Below are 17661 nucleotides of genomic sequence, written 5' to 3'. Positions count from 1 at the left end.
CGTCACCCCGGAGGGTTCAGTTAGCTTCCCGCGCTCGACTTGCATGTATTAGGCACGCCGCCAGCGTTCGTCCTGAGCCAAGATCAAACTCTCCAAAAAGTGACGCACAGGATGTGCTAACTTCTGCGTTGGTCACACTAGGTAATACTTCGTAGCATTACTACACAGAAACAGCATTGCTGTTTCGAGGACGTGACCGAACTTAGCAGAAGCTCTTTTGAAAAGCTTCCAAAAAGCTCATAATTAAATCAAATTGCTATTAAAATAGCGAATTGACGTACTGGTTGGTTTGTTCAGTTTTCAAGGTTCAAATGATGTCGTCTCTTAAAACAGCGACTTTATTAATATAACAAACAGCAAACGAAATGTCAACAATTTATTTTATTAATTTGCTGTCGTTCCTGACGACGAAAATAAATTTATCATGATTACAGGTTAATGTCAATATGTTTTTAGGAATTTTTATCAGTCCACACAAACGTTTTACAAACCTATATTCTACATCCAATGTTTTATCAACTATTCTATTCTACACCTCTTCTCAGCCTAAATGTTGAGAAAAATACTTAGACGGTAGATACTTTAAACACTCAGATTGATCGGCAAAGCGCTTAAAAAGACGAAACAAGATCTGATACCGCTCTCTCATCGCTCTTTTTACAACATGATCAATGTTTCTACTTTTTAAATCGAGAATCAACTCTTCCATCTCACGTTTCAACAAATACTCAAATTCCTTCTTTTCTATTTCACTAATCATTAAACCATACATAAATCATTCTCCTTTTTGAAAAGTGGCATGGCCTTGATGCATTTAAAGTGTAAAGAGATAAATTGAATTAATTTCCTTAATCATTTTAACCAGTTTAGGGTAATTTATGAGAGGCTCCGTTACATAACTGTGTACATGCTTTCATATACTCAAACTAGGTATGATTCACTTTCAGGAGGGACAAACGTTGAAGCATTTCCAAGTTGTGAAGTTGAATAACCGTAAGCAATGGCTGATTATTTTATTCATGGCGTTTTTTGCAGCCTTCTATTTATTTGCAGAAACGACAAGTTCTTTTTCTGTTTTTAACAAGAACGAAACAGAAACACAGGCTTTAATTAAAAGCGGCGAAAAGAATTCGAAACAAATAGCGCTAACCTTTAATATTAGCTGGGGACAAGAAAAGGTGTACAAGGTTTTAGACGTATTAAAAAAGGAAAACATTCATGCTACATTCTTCGTAAGTGGTGAGTGGGCTGAACGACACCCTGAAATTTTGAATAAAATCGCTGAAGATAATCATGAAATCGGGATGTTAGGTTATCGGTATAAAAGCTATGTCAAACAGGATATCGAGGAAGTGAGAAAGGATTTATTGCAGGCGAAAGAGGTTTTTCGAAAGCTAGGTTATGAAGACCTCACATTAGTAAGACCACCAAGCGGACATTTTAATGAAGAGGTATTGGATACAGTCAAGAAGCTAGGCTTTTCAACCATTTATTGGAGCATTAATCCAAACGATTGGAAAAATCCCGGTTCTAAGGAAATTGTAAATACCGTGTTAGATGATGCCTCCAGTGGTGATATTATCCTTCTTCACGCATCTGATATTATCAAACATACGGAGACAGCCCTTAAGGACATTATACCGGCCATTAAAAAGAAAAAATTATCATTTGTCACTGTTTCAGAGTTGATTTCAAATAGTTCCTCTGAAAGTAAACCTCTTAATTAAATCAAAACAACAAGTAGGAATACTGCATCCTACTTGTTGTTTTTAACATCCTTAGTATTCTGTTTATCAGGGGATGGGTTGATACGATGAAGCAGTAATAGCTGATATGTATTACACGCTAAAAGCGGTACAATCATGAGCATCATCCAATCAGGGTCATTGGTTCTTAGGACTGGTACCCATTCAATAACCGTCACAACAACCATAAAAAACAGCGCTGGTAAAAACGCGGTACGTTTTGTCTCTTTAGCTTTCACATAGGCAACAGCTAGTCCAAAGCCAAGTATGACGAGCGCCGTAACCACATAAGGTATGATTGAAGACCCATCAGGTGCATTTTTATAAGGAAAATAAACGAGGTCAAAAAGTACAAATACAATTAAAATAAACTGAACTGGCCCCCAATAACCTCTAAAAATACTAAGACCAAATTGATTGATAAAGAGATAGGCAAAAAAACCAGTTTGACTGACGATACTGAAAATAAACCCAATACCCATAAACCATAACAAAGCACCAAAAATTTCCCATATATTTAACGGATCTAAAAACATACTATACGAGTCCGTTTTGACAAAAAAGCTGGTCAAAATGGTGGCAATGGCTCCTAGTAGTAACGTTCTTATAAATAAACGAACCCATTTCCGACTTGTCACACTGTATCCTCCTACAATGACGTATTCTTGATTCCTTTCGTATTTTAACATGTTTTCACTGATATTTCCTCTTTTAACTGCGTATAAATTCAAGCGTTCATTATATCCTAACAAATAGGATGTCGTTTGAAGGAGAGATCCAATATGATAAAGAAAACGCGCCGATTGGCAGATCAGATATGCGAGGGTAGAGGTGTAGTCGCACTTATACTATCTAACGCCCAGCTATTTCATTCTGATCGTATAAAGAAATGGTGTGTTAGTCTAGCCGCTTTAGTCCTTTTATCCGCATGTGGCGGTGGACAGCAAGGCAGTGGTCAAAGCGATGCCGAGTATGAAACAACCAAAAAAATGGTTGTTGATATCATAAAAACAGATGAGGGCAAAAAAGCTCTGACAGAGGTTTTATCAGATGAAAAAATGAAGCAGCAGCTGGTCATGGAATCTTCTATGGTGAAAGATGCCATCAACAGCACATTAACTTCTGATAAAGGGAAGGAATTTTGGAGCAAGCTTTTTGAGGATCCTAAGTTTGTCGAAAGCTACACAAAAGCTGTTGAGGATTCACAAAAAAAGCTTATGAAAGGATTAATGAAGGATTCTGAGTATCAAAAATCCATGATGGAATTATTCCAAAATCCAGAAATGACCCAAGCAATGGTCGATGCATTAAAAAGTCAACAATTTCGTGAGCATTTAGAGAAAACGATTCAAGAGACTCTCGAAAGCCCTGTGTTTAAGGCCAAAATGAGTGAAATCTTAATAAAAGCCGCCGAAGAGTTGCAAAAAGGACAAGGTGGTCAACAACAAGGGCAATCTGGTCAGGATAGTCAAGGAGGTGCATCTGGCGGCGGCTCTGGCGGTGGTTCAGGAGGTTCCTGATGATTTTTATTTTAATCTATATACTGCAGGAAATTTTTTAGGAAACCAATAAAGTACAAAAACAAAAACCCTTGTTAGACAGTCCATCCTGTCCAACAAGGGTTTTTCTCTTTAGTCACCATATTTGGTTAGCACTTTGTCGGCAATTTTTAGAAAGACATTGCCGATCGGATGATCCTTCTGGTATACACCAGGTGCAAAGTCATCCTTTTCATCATAAGGCTGTTGTAATGGGAGACGGCCTAATACTTCTGTATCTAACACTTCTGCAAGCTTGTCCCCACCACCTTGGCCAAATACATATTCTTTTTGACCAGTGAGCGTGCTTTCAAAGTATGCCATATTTTCAACCACACCTAGGATTTCGTGTTCTGTTTTTAGCGCCATTTGGCCAGCACGTGCAGCAACGAAAGCGGCTGTTGGATGTGGTGTGGTTACAATCAATTCTTTAGATGACGGCAGCATGGAATGAACATCTAATGCCATGTCACCAGTTCCTGGAGGAAGGTCTAATAATAGGTAGTCTAAATCGCCCCACTCTACTTCCTTAAAGAAGCTTGTGAGCATTTTTCCTAGCATAGGACCTCTCCAAATAATTGGCGAGTTATCCTCTACGAAAAAGCCCATGGATACGACTTTGACCCCAAAACGTTCGACAGGGATAATTTTCTCACCACGGACCTGTGGGCGGTTTTCAATTCCCATCATATCTGGAACACTAAAGCCGTAGATATCCGCGTCAACAATCCCAACCTTTTTACCAAGACGAGCTAAAGCAACAGCTAAGTTAACGGTAACTGTTGATTTACCGACTCCGCCTTTACCACTGGCAACAGCGATGAAGTTAGTATCAGCGCTTCCACCGAGTAGATCTGCTTCTTTGCTCTTTTTCGCCTCTCCTTCATACTTGCCCATGACTTCATCAGGAAGCTTAGAGAAACGCAAGCCAACTGTAGCAGCCCCTTCTTTTTTTAATGCGTTTACAATCTCTTGTTGAAGCTGCATTTGCTCTGCTGAATTAGGATTCCCAATCGCAAGCTTAACACTTACATGATTCTTTTCCTCTTTAATGGTAATCTCTTGGATAGCACCCGTTTCCTCAAATGATCTATGTAAATACGGATCCTGAAATGAGTTTAAAATTTCGGTTACTTGTTCTTTTGATAACATCTTAGTCACCGTCCCTTGCAAGTATATTTACCAAAGCTAGTATAACATATATTGTGGTGATACTCAGTGATTTGCATCTCATCTAGCGTAAAAATTATGATTCTTCAGGATACTCTTCCTCAGTTATATAACGTAAAATCCCCTCATAAATAGAACCTGCCATTTTTAATTGATAGTCAGTCGTCTTTAATAAGTCACGTTCATGTGGATTGGATAGAAATCCGATTTCGACTAAGGCACCAGGACTTTTCGCATGCTTTAAAATATAAACGTTCTTGATGGCCTGCGCTTTTCTAGTCGTATTATCTAAGTTTCGCCTAATTTCACTTTGAATAAACTTGGCTAAATGCTCACTTTTACCGACAGCCGGATAGTAAAAGGTTTGTGCTCCAGACCACTTTGAAGATGGAATGGCATTTAGATGGATACTCAAAAATAAATCTGGTTCTTTATCTTGAATAAATTGTACTCGTTTTCGAATATCCTCGACCTTCCGCTTGGAAAGTCCTTTCGTTCCTTCCGCAGCTAAATCCCGGTCGTCCTCCCTTGTCAGATAAACGAGCGCACCTGCTTCCTGCAAGTAATCTCTTAATTTCTCAACTGTGCTGAGGGCAATGTCCTTTTCCAACGTTTCATCTGATCCAACAGCTCCTCCGTCAACACCACCGTGCCCTGGGTCTAGCACAATAACCTTTCCTGATAAAGGTAGTGACCAAGATTCCCAGGCTTCTTTTGTTGTAACTGGATATTGTAATAAAAAAATAAGAACAGCTAGTCCAATAAGCCATAATACGCTAAATCCAAGTTTCCTTTTCATACACTTTCCTCCCCGTAATCCCGCTCGTTAAACTATATGGGACAAGGTATGGAAATATGCAGATAAACAACCTTTTACGTCCAACCAAATGGAAAAATCCCTGGCTTTTTACATAAACCAGGGATGGAGATTGTTATTGCCCTTATAGATCTTCTCTTAACCTCGAATTTTTCCCATTTGCTGAGGACTCAAGAACACTAGCCCTTTCTCGTTCACGCCGTTTTCCAACTACCCTTCCAACTTGCCACCCAATGCCCGCGTTTGCTATACCCATAAGTAAGAATAATAAGTAATCTCCAATTGGATCAGGAAGAAGGAGATCAACGACCAACCAACCACCAGCTGTCGCTCCCCCAATAAGTGCACCTATTAATGACTTTAAGTACCAGCTCATTCTCCATGCACCACCTCTAATGATGTTTAGACCCTTAACTTAATACTATGTAAGCGGAATTGCCGAAATAACTAGAATTTTGACTAATGGTTGTCCAAACAAGGGAGTTCTTTCTGAAATATGCCATCGTGACAATTTGCTTTTATAAATGCAAAAAAGACCCTTCCCACATAAAGTAGAAAGAGTCTTTGAACAGTATATATTAACGTTTTGAGAACTGTGGTGCACGACGAGCGCCTTTAAGACCGTATTTCTTACGTTCTTTAGCACGAGCATCACGAGTTAGAAGACCTGCACGCTTAAGAGGTGTGCGGTATTCTGGGTCTGCTTCAAGCAATGCACGAGCAATACCTAGACGGATTGCACCTGCTTGACCAGTAAAACCTCCACCATCTACATTAGCAAGTACATCATAGCTGCCTTGCGTTTCTGTAATTTCTAATGGTTGGTTTAAAATAAGACGTAATGTCTCATGTGGAAAATATTCTTCTGCATCGCGTTTATTCACAACTACTTTACCAGTTCCAGGAACGAGACGTACACGTGCAACAGAACTTTTACGACGTCCTGTACCGTAGTATTGTACTTCAGCCACTTTAGTTAACCTCCTTAAAATTACCCACGAAGTTCGTAAACTTCTGGTTTTTGTGCTTGGTGAGTATGCTCTGGACCTTCAAATACATGAAGCTTTTTAACCATTTTACGACCAAGTTTATTTTTCGGTAGCATACCTGCTACAGTAATTTCGATCATTCTTTCTGAATAGTTTGTACGCATTTCGTTAGCAGAACGCGCCTTTAGTCCACCAGGATGGTTGGAATGACGGTAATACATTTTATCAGAAAGTTTGTTACCAGTTAGATTTACTTTATTAGCGTTAACGATGATTACGTGATCACCAGTATCGACATGCGGTGTATATGTTGGTTTATGTTTTCCACGAAGGATAGAAGCAACTTCACTAGCCAAACGACCTAGTGTTTGTCCTTCTGCATCAACAACATACCACTTGCGATCAACTTCTTTATCTTTCGCCATGAAAGTTGTACGCATGTTGGTTTCCCTCCTATTAATTCATCAGTCATTTTTAATATCAGTTATGCTTATCTCAACACGAATAGTTCCGGGGCTAATCGTGGTTTTGAAATAAAATGCCATAGATTATATTATAATAGCTGAAGTAGTAATGTCAAGGTAAATTAATCATTGCAGGCAAAAAATACGTATCAATGAAACATAATCTAGCTTTTCATTTCAGCAGACAAAACCGTATGCTTTAAGAGCATGGAAATGGTAACAGGTCCTACTCCACCTGGCACAGGCGTTATGGCTGAGGCCTTTGTTACACAAGAATCGTAATCGACATCGCCAATATTTCCTTTATTGTAGCCTGCATCTAAAATGACTGCACCTTCTTTTACCCAATCACCCTTAACAAATTTTGGCATACCCACAGCAGCTACGATCACATCTGCTTGTTGAACGATTTGGGGCAGATTTTCGGTTTTCGAATGACAAACGGTAACCGTTGCATTTCGATTTAAAAGCATCATGGAGACTGGCTTTCCTAAAATAGGACTTCTCCCAATAACCACTGCATGCTTCCCTTCTACTTCAAGGTTATAAAAATTAATGATTTCCATTATAGCAGCAGGAGTACAGCTAGGAAAACGTCCAAAGTGAAAAGCAGTTTGCCCGAATCCTTCAGTTGTTACTCCATCTACATCCTTCTCGATGGAAATGGTATCAAAGGCTAATCGTTCATCGATATGACGTGGTACCGGATGTTGGAGTAAAATCCCATGTACACTTTCATCTTCATTTAATGCTATTATTTGATCAAGGAGCTGGTCTGTGGTTGTCTCCTCAGGCAAATGAATTTGCATGGAACGAATTCCTAAGCGCCCACAAGCATTCCCCTTCATTTTGACATAGGTTTCCGAGGAAGGGTCATTTCCCACTAAAATTGTGGCCAGACATGGGGTAATGTCTTGCTCCTTTAATGCTTCTACTCTATGCTTTAATGAATCCTTTACTTCCTTAGCTACGTGCTTACCGTCTAGTATTATTTGCTTTTCCATTTTAGATCCTCCTAATATGAAAATGAAATAGTAAGAGACTAAAAAGTCCCCGCCCAGACGACCGGCATATTAGCCACGCAGCTCCCCCATGGTCAATCCCATTGCGTCGTCAGTTACTGCGTTTGAATTTTATTGGTTATAAACGAAAGCTTTCGAACCTATATCTTTGCGATAGAATACATCCTGAGATGCTATCTTATCCATTTCCTCATAAACCTTTTGCTGTGCACTATGAAGGGAATCTCCTAAATGGGCCAATAGCAAGACTCTTCCCCCACTCGTTACAAAACTATTATCAACCTTTTGTGTCCCAGCATGAAAGATTAATGTATCTTCATGAATCAGCTCTAGACCTTTTAGGCGCTTACCCTTTTCATACAAATTAGGATAACCCTTAGAGGCCAAGACCACCCCAACTGCGGCTTGAGAAGACCAGCTTAACTGAACCTCTTCTTTGTTTAGAATCGAAACGAGTACATCGATGAGATCACTTTCTAGGCGTGGCAAAATGACCTGTGCCTCAGGGTCTCCAAACCTGGCATTAAATTCAATGACTTTAGGTCCATCTTCGGTTGCAATTAATCCCCCATACAAAACACCTGTAAATGGCGTATTCTCATTAACCAACGCTTGTGCGGTTGGTTTTATGATTTGCTCAAAGGCTTCCCTTTCCACTTCTGTAGAAATTTGTGGTACAGGAGAATAGGCACCCATTCCACCTGTATTCGGGCCTTCGTCACCCTCATAGGCTCGCTTATGGTCTTGGGACAGGACCATCGGATAAACATGAATTCCATTAACAAAAGCCATTAAAGAGAATTCTTCACCCTCTAAATATTCCTCCACGACCACCTTTCGACTTGCCTTGCCAAATTGTCCTTCATTCATCATTTGATCTAAAGCACTTAGAGCTTCATCCAGTGACATGGCAACGGTAACGCCTTTACCCGCTGCCAGCCCATCTGCTTTAATAACAATAGGTGCACCCTGACTTTGTACATAGGTTTTGGCTTTTTCAAAGTCTGCAAAGGTTTCTGACTTTGCCGTTGGAATTTGGTACTTATTCATCAGATATTTCGCATGAGATTTACTTCCTTCAATAAGGGCAGCAGCCTTAGTTGGACCAAATACGGTTAAGCCTGCTTCCTGGAAGCGATCGACAATCCCATCAAGAAGAGGTGCCTCAGGACCAACAAAGGTGAGATCAATTTGAATTGCTTTTGCAAAGGCAATTAACTCATCATGGTTAGACTCCTCTATCGAAACACATTCCGCAACATCTGTCATCCCGTCGTTCCCTGGGGCAACAAACACCTTCTCTACTTGTTTACTCTGGGAAAGCTTCCAGGCTACGACATGCTCTCGGCCACCTTTTCCAATTACAAGAACCTTCATCCTACGCACCTCTTTTATTCTTAGTGATTGACTATTTTCATCCTAATAGCCTTAATGTTTGAAATGCCGTACGCCGGTAAATACCATCGTAATGCCATATTCATCGCATTTTTTAATGGAGTCCTCATCACGAATGGAGCCTCCAGGTTGGATAATTGCTGTAATGCCCGCTTTTGCTGCTGCTTCAACCGTATCATCCATCGGAAAAAAGGCATCAGATGCTAGGCTAGAGCCCTGAGCTTTTTCACCCGCCTGTTCAATTGCAATTTCAGCTGCACCCACACGATTCATCTGACCAGCACCAACTCCAATTGTCATTTGGTCTTTCGCTAGTAAAATGGCATTGGATTTTACGTGCTTGACCACTTGCCACGCTAGTTTTAAATCCTTCCATTCCTTCTCTGTTGGCTCTCTTTTAGTTGGAATCGAAATCGTTGCATCATCAAAGGAATAGGTATCCTCATCCTGTACCAATAGTCCACCATGTACAGATGTAAGCTGTTTCTTCGTCTCCTGTTCATCTGTTTGGTCAATGGTTAAGAGACGTAGGTTTTTCTTGCTTGTTAAAACATCTAAAGCCGCTTGTGTAAAGGATGGAGCTATAATGATTTCCAAAAAGATTTCCTTCATTTTAAGTGCTGTTGCTTCATCGATTTCGCGGTTAGTAGCAACAATTCCACCAAAGATAGACTTCGAATCCGCCTCATACGTCCGATCATATGCCTCTTCAATGTCTTCACCTACTCCAACCCCACATGGATTCATATGTTTTACCGCTACCACTGCTGGTTTATCAAATTCCTTTACAATCGATAAGGCGGCATCTGCATCGTGAATATTGTTATAGGATAGTTCTTTTCCATTTAACTGTTTGGCGGCTGCAATGGAGGCCTTTACAGGTAATGATTCCTGATAGAATGTTGCTTTTTGATGCGGATTTTCCCCATAACGTAAATTTTGTTTCTTTTCATAAGTAACCGTGAAAACCTCTGGCGACTCCTCTTGAACCTGTTCACTTAAGTACTGAGCAATTAGTGCATCATAATGGGCAGTATGTCTAAATACTTTTGCAGCTAATTGCCTTTTAAGGCTCTCTGAAACATCCCCATTAGTCTGAATTTCATTGACTACCTTTTCGTAATCCTCGGGATCAACAACGACAGTAACGTCATTATGATTTTTGGCAGCTGAACGTAGCATAGTAGGCCCACCAATATCAATGTTCTCAATGGCATCCTCAAAGGTTACATCTGGTTTAGAAATGGTTTCCTTAAACGGATAAAGATTCACCACCACAAAGTCAATGGTTCCAATATTTAAGTCCTTTAACTGCTCTTGATGCTTTTCATCATCACGAACAGCGAGTAGTCCAGCGTGAACATGGGGATGTAAAGTTTTGACACGTCCATCAAGTATTTCAGGAAAGCCTGTTACCTCTGAAATACCTACAACATCAATTCCTTCTTCTTTTAGTAGCTTTTGTGTTCCTCCGGTTGAAACAATTTCAATTCCTTGTTCCTGAAGGGCTTTGGCAAACTCACTGATTCCTTCCTTATTAGACACACTAATTAGAGCTCTTCTCTTGGTCATTTTTTGATCGTCTCCTTCCCGATGGTTAAGCATAAATCTTGAATCACTTCTGGATATAATTGATGCTCAATCTGATGAATTTTCTGTTGTAACGTCTCTTTTGTGTCCTTGTTATGTACATAGATAGGTTCCTGCGCAATAATGGGACCTGTGTCCATCCCCTCATCAATAAAATGAACAGTCACACCTGTTACCTTTACCTGCTTGGCAAGTGCCTGGCCTACTGCATCCTTTCCAGGGAATGCAGGCAAAAGGGAGGGATGGATATTGATGATTTTCCCTTCATATTCCGTTAAGAGAGTCGGGCCAATCAACCTCATATAACCTGCTAATGCAATAAACCCAACTTGTTTTTCCTTCAAGTGCTGCACAATCTCCCTCTCAAAAACCTGCTTGTTCGGATATTGCTTTGGTTGAAAGACGAAGGAATCGATACCAGCCTTTTTTGCACGGTCGATAGCCTTTGCCTGAGGACGGTCACAAACTAAAAGAACGACTTCATATGCTGAATGGCCTGAGTCCACAATCGACTGAAAATTACTACCTGAACCAGAGGCGAAAACAGCAATTTTGATCTTGTTATTCAAAATGAACCCCACTCTCATCCGAAATTTTTCCTATGACGTATGCTTTCTCCCCTTCACTAGAGAGTTGGGCTATCACATCATCAGCGATTGAGGGCTTAACACATAGCACCATGCCAATGCCCATATTAAACACATGAAACATTTCTTTTTGTGATAGCTGGCCATTTTTCATGATGAAATCAAAAATAGCCGGACGCTTCCAGGCTGAAAGGTTAATGTGAGCCCCTAATCCAGCTGGTAGCATGCGAGGGATATTTTCATGAAATCCGCCTCCAGTTATATGAGCGATTCCCTCTATTTTAAATCGTTTTACTAGATTTAGCACCGATTTTACATAAATTCGCGTTGGTGTTAGTAAAGCCTCGCCAACTGTCTTCCCTAGGTCAGAGCTTTGATCTTCTAAGTTTATTCGATTTTCTTCTAGAATTTTTCTAATTAAGGAAAATCCGTTGCTATGAACTCCATTTGAAGATAATCCAATCAACAGATCCCCTTTTTCTATTGCATCCCCGGTGATGATATTGGATTTTTCTACTGCACCTACAGCAAACCCAGCAATGTCGTATTCATCCACATCATACATACCTGGCATTTCTGCTGTTTCACCACCGATAAGAGCACATCCAGCTTGCACACAGCCATCTGCTACACCTTTGACAATTTCTTCTATCTTTTGGGGTGCTGCATTCCCTAAAGCAAGATAATCTAAAAAGTATAGTGGAGCAGCTCCTTGAGCGACAATATCATTGACACACATCCCTACTACATCGATGCCAATTGTATCGTGCTTCTTCATTTGAAAGGCTAGCTTTAGCTTTGTTCCCACGCCATCTGTCCCGGATACTAAAACGGGCTCCTTCATATTAATCGAGGAAAGGTCGAACATCCCCCCAAAGCCACCTAGACCGCCTAATACTTCAGGACGATTGGTTTTTTGGATGTGTTTTTTCATTCTCCGTACTGACTCGTAACCCGCTTCTACATCGACTCCTGCTTGTTTATAGGCATTCACCATAAATAAGGCTCTCCTTTATCAATTGTTTCTTCAAACGATCACAGCGCCTTATGATTTGGCGCTGACTAGGTTTTCTTTATCATGTGGCCTGATGGTATTGTCATGGATTTCGGTTGGATAGTTGCCTGTAAAGCATGCGAGACATTGTCCGCAGTTTTTCATAGTAGATGATCGTCCAATCGCTTCTAGCATTCCATCAATGGATAAATAGGATAGGCTATCTGCTCCGATTAATTGACGAATCTCCTCAACGCTGTTAGATGAAGCTATCAATTCTCCTGATGATGATGTATCAATACCGTAATAGCACGGATTTGTAATGGGAGGAGAACTGATTCTAACGTGGACTTCCGTTGCCCCAGCATCTCTTAGCATTTGAACGATTTTACGTGATGTCGTACCTCTTACAATCGAGTCATCCACCATCACAACACGCTTTCCTTCTACAATTTTGCGAACAGGGGAAAGCTTCATTTGAACCCCTTTTTCCCGAAGCTCCTGAGATGGTTTTATAAAGGTCCTGCCCACATAGCGGTTTTTGATGAGTCCTAATTCATATGGGAGTTGTGCTGTTTCTGCAAATCCAATCGCTGCCGAGATACTAGAATCAGGTACCCCTGTAACCACATCAGCATCAACGAATGCTTCCTTTGCCAATTGTTTACCAAGCATTTTCCGGGTGGAATGAATGTTGAACCCATCCACATTGCTATCGGGTCTCGCAAAATACACATATTCCATTGAACAGATGGCACGCTCGTTTTGTTTTGCAAAAAACTCTGAGCGTAAACCATCCTGATCAATGATAATCATTTCCCCAGGTTTTACTTCACGAACATATTCGGCTCCAATCACATCAAAAGCACACGTTTCAGAGGCTACCACCCATGATCCATCAATTTTCCCAATGGAAAGAGGCCGCATTCCAAGCGGATCTAAAACCGCAATCAATTGGTGCTCAGACATAATTACAAAAGCATAGGCGCCCTCTAAGTAAGGTAAGGACTGCTTAATTTGATCCTCAAACGGGAGGTAATTATGCTTCCGAATGAGATGGGCTAGCACCTCTGTATCTGAGGTTGTTTGAAAAATACTCCCATCCCTCTCCAGTTGTTCACGCAATACCATGGCATTGGTTAGATTGCCGTTATGAGCCAATGCCAACGACTCAGATTGCGTTTGGAAGAATAGTGGTTGCACATTGACATATCCTCCCCCACCTGCAGTGGAATACCGTACATGACCAATAGCGGCGTGACCCGTTAATTTTTCCAAAGTATCCTCTTGGAAAACCTCCGTGACTAACCCTTCCCCTTTGGTTTGCTTCATTCCTACTTGATCCGAAACGACAATCCCTGCTCCTTCTTGGCCACGATGCTGAAGACTATGTAACCCGTAATAGGCTAATTGAGCCGCATCACGATGACCATAGACCCCAAATACGCCGCATTCTTCATTTAATCCTCTCATTTCAGCAAGCATGGAATGGCTCCTTTCCAGGCAGTTCGTAATTCCTTCACACCTGCATGAATCACAGTATTTTCCTCTCTGTCACTAACTATCATCTCTTCAGTGCTCGTTACCTCTCCAATCAGCTCAGCATCCGCTACAATTCGCTCAAACTCTTCCTTCTTATCAGGTTTAACTGTAACTAGAAAGCGAGACTGGGTTTCACTAAACAATTCCGTAACAGCATCACTTTCAATGCTCACGTTCACCCCTAGTGCTTCTGCATCCATCAAGCATTCAGCTAAGGCAACAGCCAATCCCCCTTCTGAAAGGTCATGAGCAGAAGAAACGAGCTGAGATTGGATAGCCTGAAGTAATCCCTTTTGGCGCTTCATCTCTACGTCTAAATCAATTGCAGGTGCTTTCCCTTTATATTCGCCATCTAATAAATTTTGTAGCTCACTACCACCAAACTCAGGCTTCGATTCCCCAATCACATAAACCAAGTCACCAGCCTGTTTAAAGGATTGTGTGGTCACATGAGCTAAATCGTGGACCAGTCCGACCATTCCGACGACAGGAGTTGGAAAGACAGCCTTTCCTTTGGTTTCGTTATATAAGGAAACATTTCCACCAATGACAGGTGTACTAAGCACAGAACACGCTTCGCTCATTCCATCCGTTGCTTTTTCCAATTGCCAAAATACTTCTGGTTTTTCCGGGTTTCCAAAATTAATGCCGTCTGTAATAGCTAATGGCTCTGCCCCGGAACAAACAATGTTTCGAGCTGCCTCTGCGACTGCAATCTTTCCACCCTCTTCAGGATCTAGATAAAGGTAGCGTGAATTACAATCTGTGGTCATGGCTAGAGCTTTATTCGTTCCTCGAATTCGTAACACCGCAGCATCAGACCCCGGAGCCACCACTGTGTTGGTTCTCACCATGTAGTCATACTGATCAAACACCCACTCTTTACTCGCAATCGTCGGCTGTTTTAGAATATTGAGTAAGGTTTCCTTGTAGTTTGTAACCTCGGGTAATGGCAGCTCCATATTTTGCATGTTGCGGTACATTTCCGGTTCCTTAGAAGGCAAATGATAGACAGGTGCATCCTCTGCTAATGCGTCCACAGGAACATCAGCCACAAGCTCTCCTTTATGATAAAGACGAAACCGTTGATCATCTGTAACCGTACCTACTGACTTCGCTTCCAAGTCGTATTTTTTAAACAAATCGATAATTTCTTGTTCTCTGCCTTTCTGAATAACGACTAACATTCGTTCTTGGGACTCAGAAAGCATCATTTCATATGGGGTCATATTCAGCTCTCGCTGTGGGACTTCATCTAAATTTAATTCAATTCCCGTTCCAGCCTTACTCGCCATTTCACTAGCTGACGAGGTTAACCCAGCAGCTCCCATATCCTGAATCCCAACAAGGGCATCGGATTGAATGAGCTCCAAACATGCCTCAAGCAGAAGCTTTTCCATAAAAGGATCCCCTACCTGCACAGCAGGACGGTCTTCTGCCGATTCTTCGGTTAACTCATCTGAAGCGAAAGTTGCACCATGAATGCCATCGGAACCTGTAGCTGCCCCGACGTACATGACGGTATTCCCAATTCCTTTTGCTTGCCCTTTTTGAATATCCTCGTGATTGATTAATCCTACACACATGGCATTTACAAGTGGATTCCCTTGATAGCAATCATCAAATTGGATTTCGCCTCCAACCGTCGGGATGCCAATACAATTTCCATATCCCGCTATGCCAGCCACTACTTCTTCAAACAAATACTTGCCTCTTGGCGTATTAAGGTTGCCAAATCGAAGAGAGTTTAATAACGCAATTGGCCGTGCTCCCATAGAGAAAACATCTCGAATAATTCCACCTACGCCAGTTGCTGCCCCTTGATATGGTTCAATGGCTGAAGGATGGTTATGGCTTTCAATTTTGAACACAACCGCTTGCTCGTCATCGATATCTACTATCCCCGCTCCTTCACCAGGTCCTTGTATGACTCGTTTCCCCTCCGTTGGGAATTTCTTCAAAACTGGCTTTGACGTTTTATAGCTACAGTGCTCCGACCACATAACCGAAAAAAGACCAAGCTCTGTATAGTTCGGTGTTCTCCCTAAAATTTCTTCAACTTTTAGAAATTCTTGTTCACTTAATCCCATTTGCAGGTATAGCTGTTGGTCCTTAATATCCGATGTATTTGGCTCAAGAAGTAATGACATGTTTTTCCCTCCAGTGCTTTAAAATCGATTGAAATAAACGAAGTCCATCCTCACTACCTAGCAAATTACTTACAGCTCGTTCCGGGTGTGGCATCATACCAAGGACATTTCCTTGTTTATTGATAACGCCAGCAATATCGTCCTTTGAGCCATTTGGGTTGTCGCCGACATAACGAAAAACAATTTGGTTATGTTGCTTCATGGCTTGCAAGGTTTGTTCATCGCAGTCATAGTTTCCCTCTCCGTGAGCAATAGGAATTGTAATCTGTTCTCCTACCTCATACAGAGATGTAAACATGGTGTGATTGGTTTCGACTCGTAGTTTGGTAGGACGGCACATGAATTTTAAATCACGATTTTGTTTCATGGCTCCAGGTAGTAATCCTGTTTCTAGTAATATTTGAAATCCATTACAAACACCAAGTACAGGTTTACCCGATTGGGCAGCCTCCTTGACCGCTGTCATAATAGGGGCAAACCGAGCAATCGCTCCCGACCGTAAGTAATCCCCATGGGAGAATCCACCTGGAAGTAGAACACCGTCAAAGGCAGATAAATCCGTATCTGTATGCGAAACATAGGAAACCTCTTCCCCTAATTCATCTTGAATCGCATGGTACATATCGATATCACAATTGGAACCTGGAAAAACGATGACCGCAAACTTCATTGCCCGACGACCTCCTCAATTTCATAGCTGTACTCTTCCATCACAGGGTTGGCTAACAGTCGCTTACACATATCCTCTATTTGAGCCTCCACATTTTCTGTATGGTCAACGGTTAATTCCATATATTTTCCGATTCTCACCTCTTCAACCAGTTGAAAGTCCATACTGTGCAAGGCACCCTTAACAGCCTTCCCTTGAGGATCTAAAACTCCTTGCTTGAGCGTGACATAAACCTTTACTTTAAACATGATGTACCCCCTTTAATCGCGTTAAGATTTCTTCGTATGCATCGGTTAAACTTCCGATATCTCTTCTAAACACATCTTTATCAAGCTTCTGTTCTGTAGCCTTATCCCATAAACGACAGGTATCTGGAGAAATTTCATCAGCTAAAATCAATTTACCTAGGTGGTTTAATCCAAACTCTAGCTTGAAATCCACCAGCTTTACTTCACACTGGTCAAAAGAGGCTATTAAAATATCATTGATTTTATAAGCCAATTGTTTGATCTCTTCCAGTTGTCTAGGCGTAGCCAATTGCAAGACGTCAATATGATCTTCATTAATAAGCGGGTCATCTAATTCATCGTCCTTATAATAAAATTCAATGATAGCTTTCGGCAGGATTGTTCCCTCTTCTTTACCAATCCGTTTGGATAGACTACCCGCCACAATGTTTCGTACGACCACCTCTATTGGAATGATTGTCGTTTCTGCGACCAATTGCTCTGTAGCCGAAATCTGAGTAACAAAGTGGTTTGGAACCTCATTTTCGTGCAATTTTTGAAAAAGAAGAGAGGATATTTCATTGTTGTAACGGCCTTTCCCATCGATGGTTGCTTTTTTAGCAGCGTTAAAGGCTGTCGCACTATCCTTATACTCCACCCATAGCACATGTCTTTGATTTGTTTGATACAGCCGCTTAGCTTTTCCTTCATAAACTAAGGTCTCTTTTTTCAATCGAATCCCCTCCGTTAAATCAATCTCA

At 41.2% G+C, this 17661-nt stretch carries 19 protein-coding genes, 1 rRNA gene and 1 riboswitch; of the genes, 2 read left to right on the top strand and 18 right to left on the bottom strand.

The genetic code is table 11. The features are described from left to right. Positions 1-99: ribosomal RNA gene (locus GH754_RS17500) — 16S ribosomal RNA — on the bottom strand; the annotation flags it as partial. A gap of 442 nt (positions 100-541) precedes the next feature. Continuing rightward, positions 542-772 (bottom strand): hypothetical protein, encoded by a 231-nt coding sequence (locus GH754_RS17495; protein WP_153729945.1) that lies wholly within the window; start codon positions 770-772, stop codon positions 542-544. Positions 773-959: 187 nt separating this feature from the next. Here GH754_RS17495 and pdaB point away from each other — a divergent pair, with 187 nt between their 5' ends. Continuing rightward, the gene (gene pdaB, locus GH754_RS17490; protein WP_153729944.1) at positions 960-1727 is read left to right on the top strand and encodes a polysaccharide deacetylase family sporulation protein PdaB; all 768 of its coding nucleotides are present in this window, start codon (positions 960-962) and stop codon (positions 1725-1727) included. A gap of 29 nt (positions 1728-1756) precedes the next feature. Here the strand turns inward: pdaB and GH754_RS17485 are convergent, their stop codons facing one another. Beyond that, positions 1757-2383 (bottom strand): KinB-signaling pathway activation protein, encoded by a 627-nt coding sequence (locus GH754_RS17485; protein WP_323742091.1) that lies wholly within the window; start codon positions 2381-2383, stop codon positions 1757-1759. Between the two features lie 144 nt (positions 2384-2527). On the opposite strand from GH754_RS17485, the gene gerD reads away from it, so the two are divergent. Beyond that, positions 2528-3265, top strand: a complete 738-nt coding sequence (gerD, locus tag GH754_RS17480) for a spore germination lipoprotein GerD (RefSeq protein ID WP_194841396.1) — start codon at positions 2528-2530, stop codon at positions 3263-3265. Positions 3266-3376: 111 nt separating this feature from the next. On the opposite strand, the gene GH754_RS17475 is transcribed toward gerD, so the two are convergent. From GH754_RS17475 to purC, 15 genes are all read right to left on the bottom strand, one after another. After that, positions 3377-4435 carry an Mrp/NBP35 family ATP-binding protein gene (locus GH754_RS17475; RefSeq protein WP_153729943.1) on the bottom strand — a complete coding sequence of 353 codons (1059 nt, stop codon included), beginning with the start codon at positions 4433-4435 and terminating at the stop codon, positions 3377-3379. Positions 4436-4529: 94 nt separating this feature from the next. Next, the gene (gene cwlD, locus GH754_RS17470; RefSeq protein ID WP_153729942.1) at positions 4530-5252 is read right to left on the bottom strand and encodes an N-acetylmuramoyl-L-alanine amidase CwlD; all 723 of its coding nucleotides are present in this window, start codon (positions 5250-5252) and stop codon (positions 4530-4532) included. A gap of 142 nt (positions 5253-5394) precedes the next feature. Continuing rightward, positions 5395-5646, bottom strand: a complete 252-nt coding sequence (locus tag GH754_RS17465; protein WP_153729941.1) for a hypothetical protein — start codon at positions 5644-5646, stop codon at positions 5395-5397. A 202-nt stretch (positions 5647-5848) separates the two neighbouring features. After that, on the bottom strand, positions 5849-6241 hold the full coding sequence (rpsI, locus tag GH754_RS17460; RefSeq protein ID WP_323742090.1) for a 30S ribosomal protein S9: 393 nt from the start codon (positions 6239-6241) through the stop codon (positions 5849-5851). A 20-nt stretch (positions 6242-6261) separates the two neighbouring features. After that, on the bottom strand, positions 6262-6699 hold the full coding sequence (gene rplM / locus GH754_RS17455; RefSeq protein ID WP_153729940.1) for a 50S ribosomal protein L13: 438 nt from the start codon (positions 6697-6699) through the stop codon (positions 6262-6264). Positions 6700-6887: 188 nt separating this feature from the next. Then, positions 6888-7727 carry a bifunctional 5,10-methylenetetrahydrofolate dehydrogenase/5,10-methenyltetrahydrofolate cyclohydrolase gene (locus tag GH754_RS17450; RefSeq protein ID WP_153729939.1) on the bottom strand — a complete coding sequence of 280 codons (840 nt, stop codon included), beginning with the start codon at positions 7725-7727 and terminating at the stop codon, positions 6888-6890. Positions 7728-7771: 44 nt separating this feature from the next. Next, a riboswitch (ZMP/ZTP riboswitch) is annotated at positions 7772-7854 on the bottom strand. A gap of 2 nt (positions 7855-7856) precedes the next feature. After that, positions 7857-9122, bottom strand: a complete 1266-nt coding sequence (purD, locus tag GH754_RS17445) for a phosphoribosylamine--glycine ligase (RefSeq protein ID WP_153729938.1) — start codon at positions 9120-9122, stop codon at positions 7857-7859. 51 nt (positions 9123-9173) lie between these two features. Next, complete coding sequence (gene purH / locus GH754_RS17440; protein ID WP_153729937.1) at positions 9174-10712, bottom strand: bifunctional phosphoribosylaminoimidazolecarboxamide formyltransferase/IMP cyclohydrolase; 1539 nt, start codon at positions 10710-10712, stop codon at positions 9174-9176. After that, positions 10709-11299, bottom strand: a complete 591-nt coding sequence (gene purN, locus GH754_RS17435) for a phosphoribosylglycinamide formyltransferase (protein WP_228550299.1) — start codon at positions 11297-11299, stop codon at positions 10709-10711. The genes purH and purN overlap by 4 nt, the downstream gene beginning before the upstream one ends. Next, positions 11292-12314, bottom strand: a complete 1023-nt coding sequence (gene purM, locus GH754_RS17430; protein WP_153729935.1) for a phosphoribosylformylglycinamidine cyclo-ligase — start codon at positions 12312-12314, stop codon at positions 11292-11294. Before purM ends, purN begins: the two co-directional genes overlap by 8 nt. 48 nt (positions 12315-12362) lie before the next feature. Further along, a complete protein-coding gene (gene purF / locus GH754_RS17425) occupies positions 12363-13796 on the bottom strand; it encodes an amidophosphoribosyltransferase (protein WP_153729934.1) in 1434 nt (477 codons plus the stop codon). Continuing rightward, entirely contained in the window at positions 13781-16003 is a 2223-nt protein-coding gene (gene purL / locus GH754_RS17420; RefSeq protein ID WP_153729933.1) for a phosphoribosylformylglycinamidine synthase subunit PurL, read from the bottom strand. The genes purF and purL overlap by 16 nt, the downstream gene beginning before the upstream one ends. Continuing rightward, complete coding sequence (purQ, locus tag GH754_RS17415; protein WP_153729932.1) at positions 15987-16673, bottom strand: phosphoribosylformylglycinamidine synthase subunit PurQ; 687 nt, start codon at positions 16671-16673, stop codon at positions 15987-15989. The genes purL and purQ overlap by 17 nt, the downstream gene beginning before the upstream one ends. After that, positions 16670-16921, bottom strand: a complete 252-nt coding sequence (gene purS / locus GH754_RS17410) for a phosphoribosylformylglycinamidine synthase subunit PurS (RefSeq protein ID WP_153729931.1) — start codon at positions 16919-16921, stop codon at positions 16670-16672. The genes purQ and purS overlap by 4 nt, the downstream gene beginning before the upstream one ends. Next, complete coding sequence (gene purC / locus GH754_RS17405; RefSeq protein WP_153729930.1) at positions 16914-17633, bottom strand: phosphoribosylaminoimidazolesuccinocarboxamide synthase; 720 nt, start codon at positions 17631-17633, stop codon at positions 16914-16916. The genes purS and purC overlap by 8 nt, the downstream gene beginning before the upstream one ends. Positions 17634-17661: the final 28 nt, after the last annotated feature.

This window comes from Salinibacillus xinjiangensis, assembly GCF_009649735.1.
Lineage (GTDB): Bacteria > Bacillota > Bacilli > Bacillales > Alkalibacillaceae > Salinibacillus > Salinibacillus xinjiangensis.
Note: the sequence above shows the minus strand (reverse complement) of the source record. Positions and strands in the feature narration are given on the sequence as shown.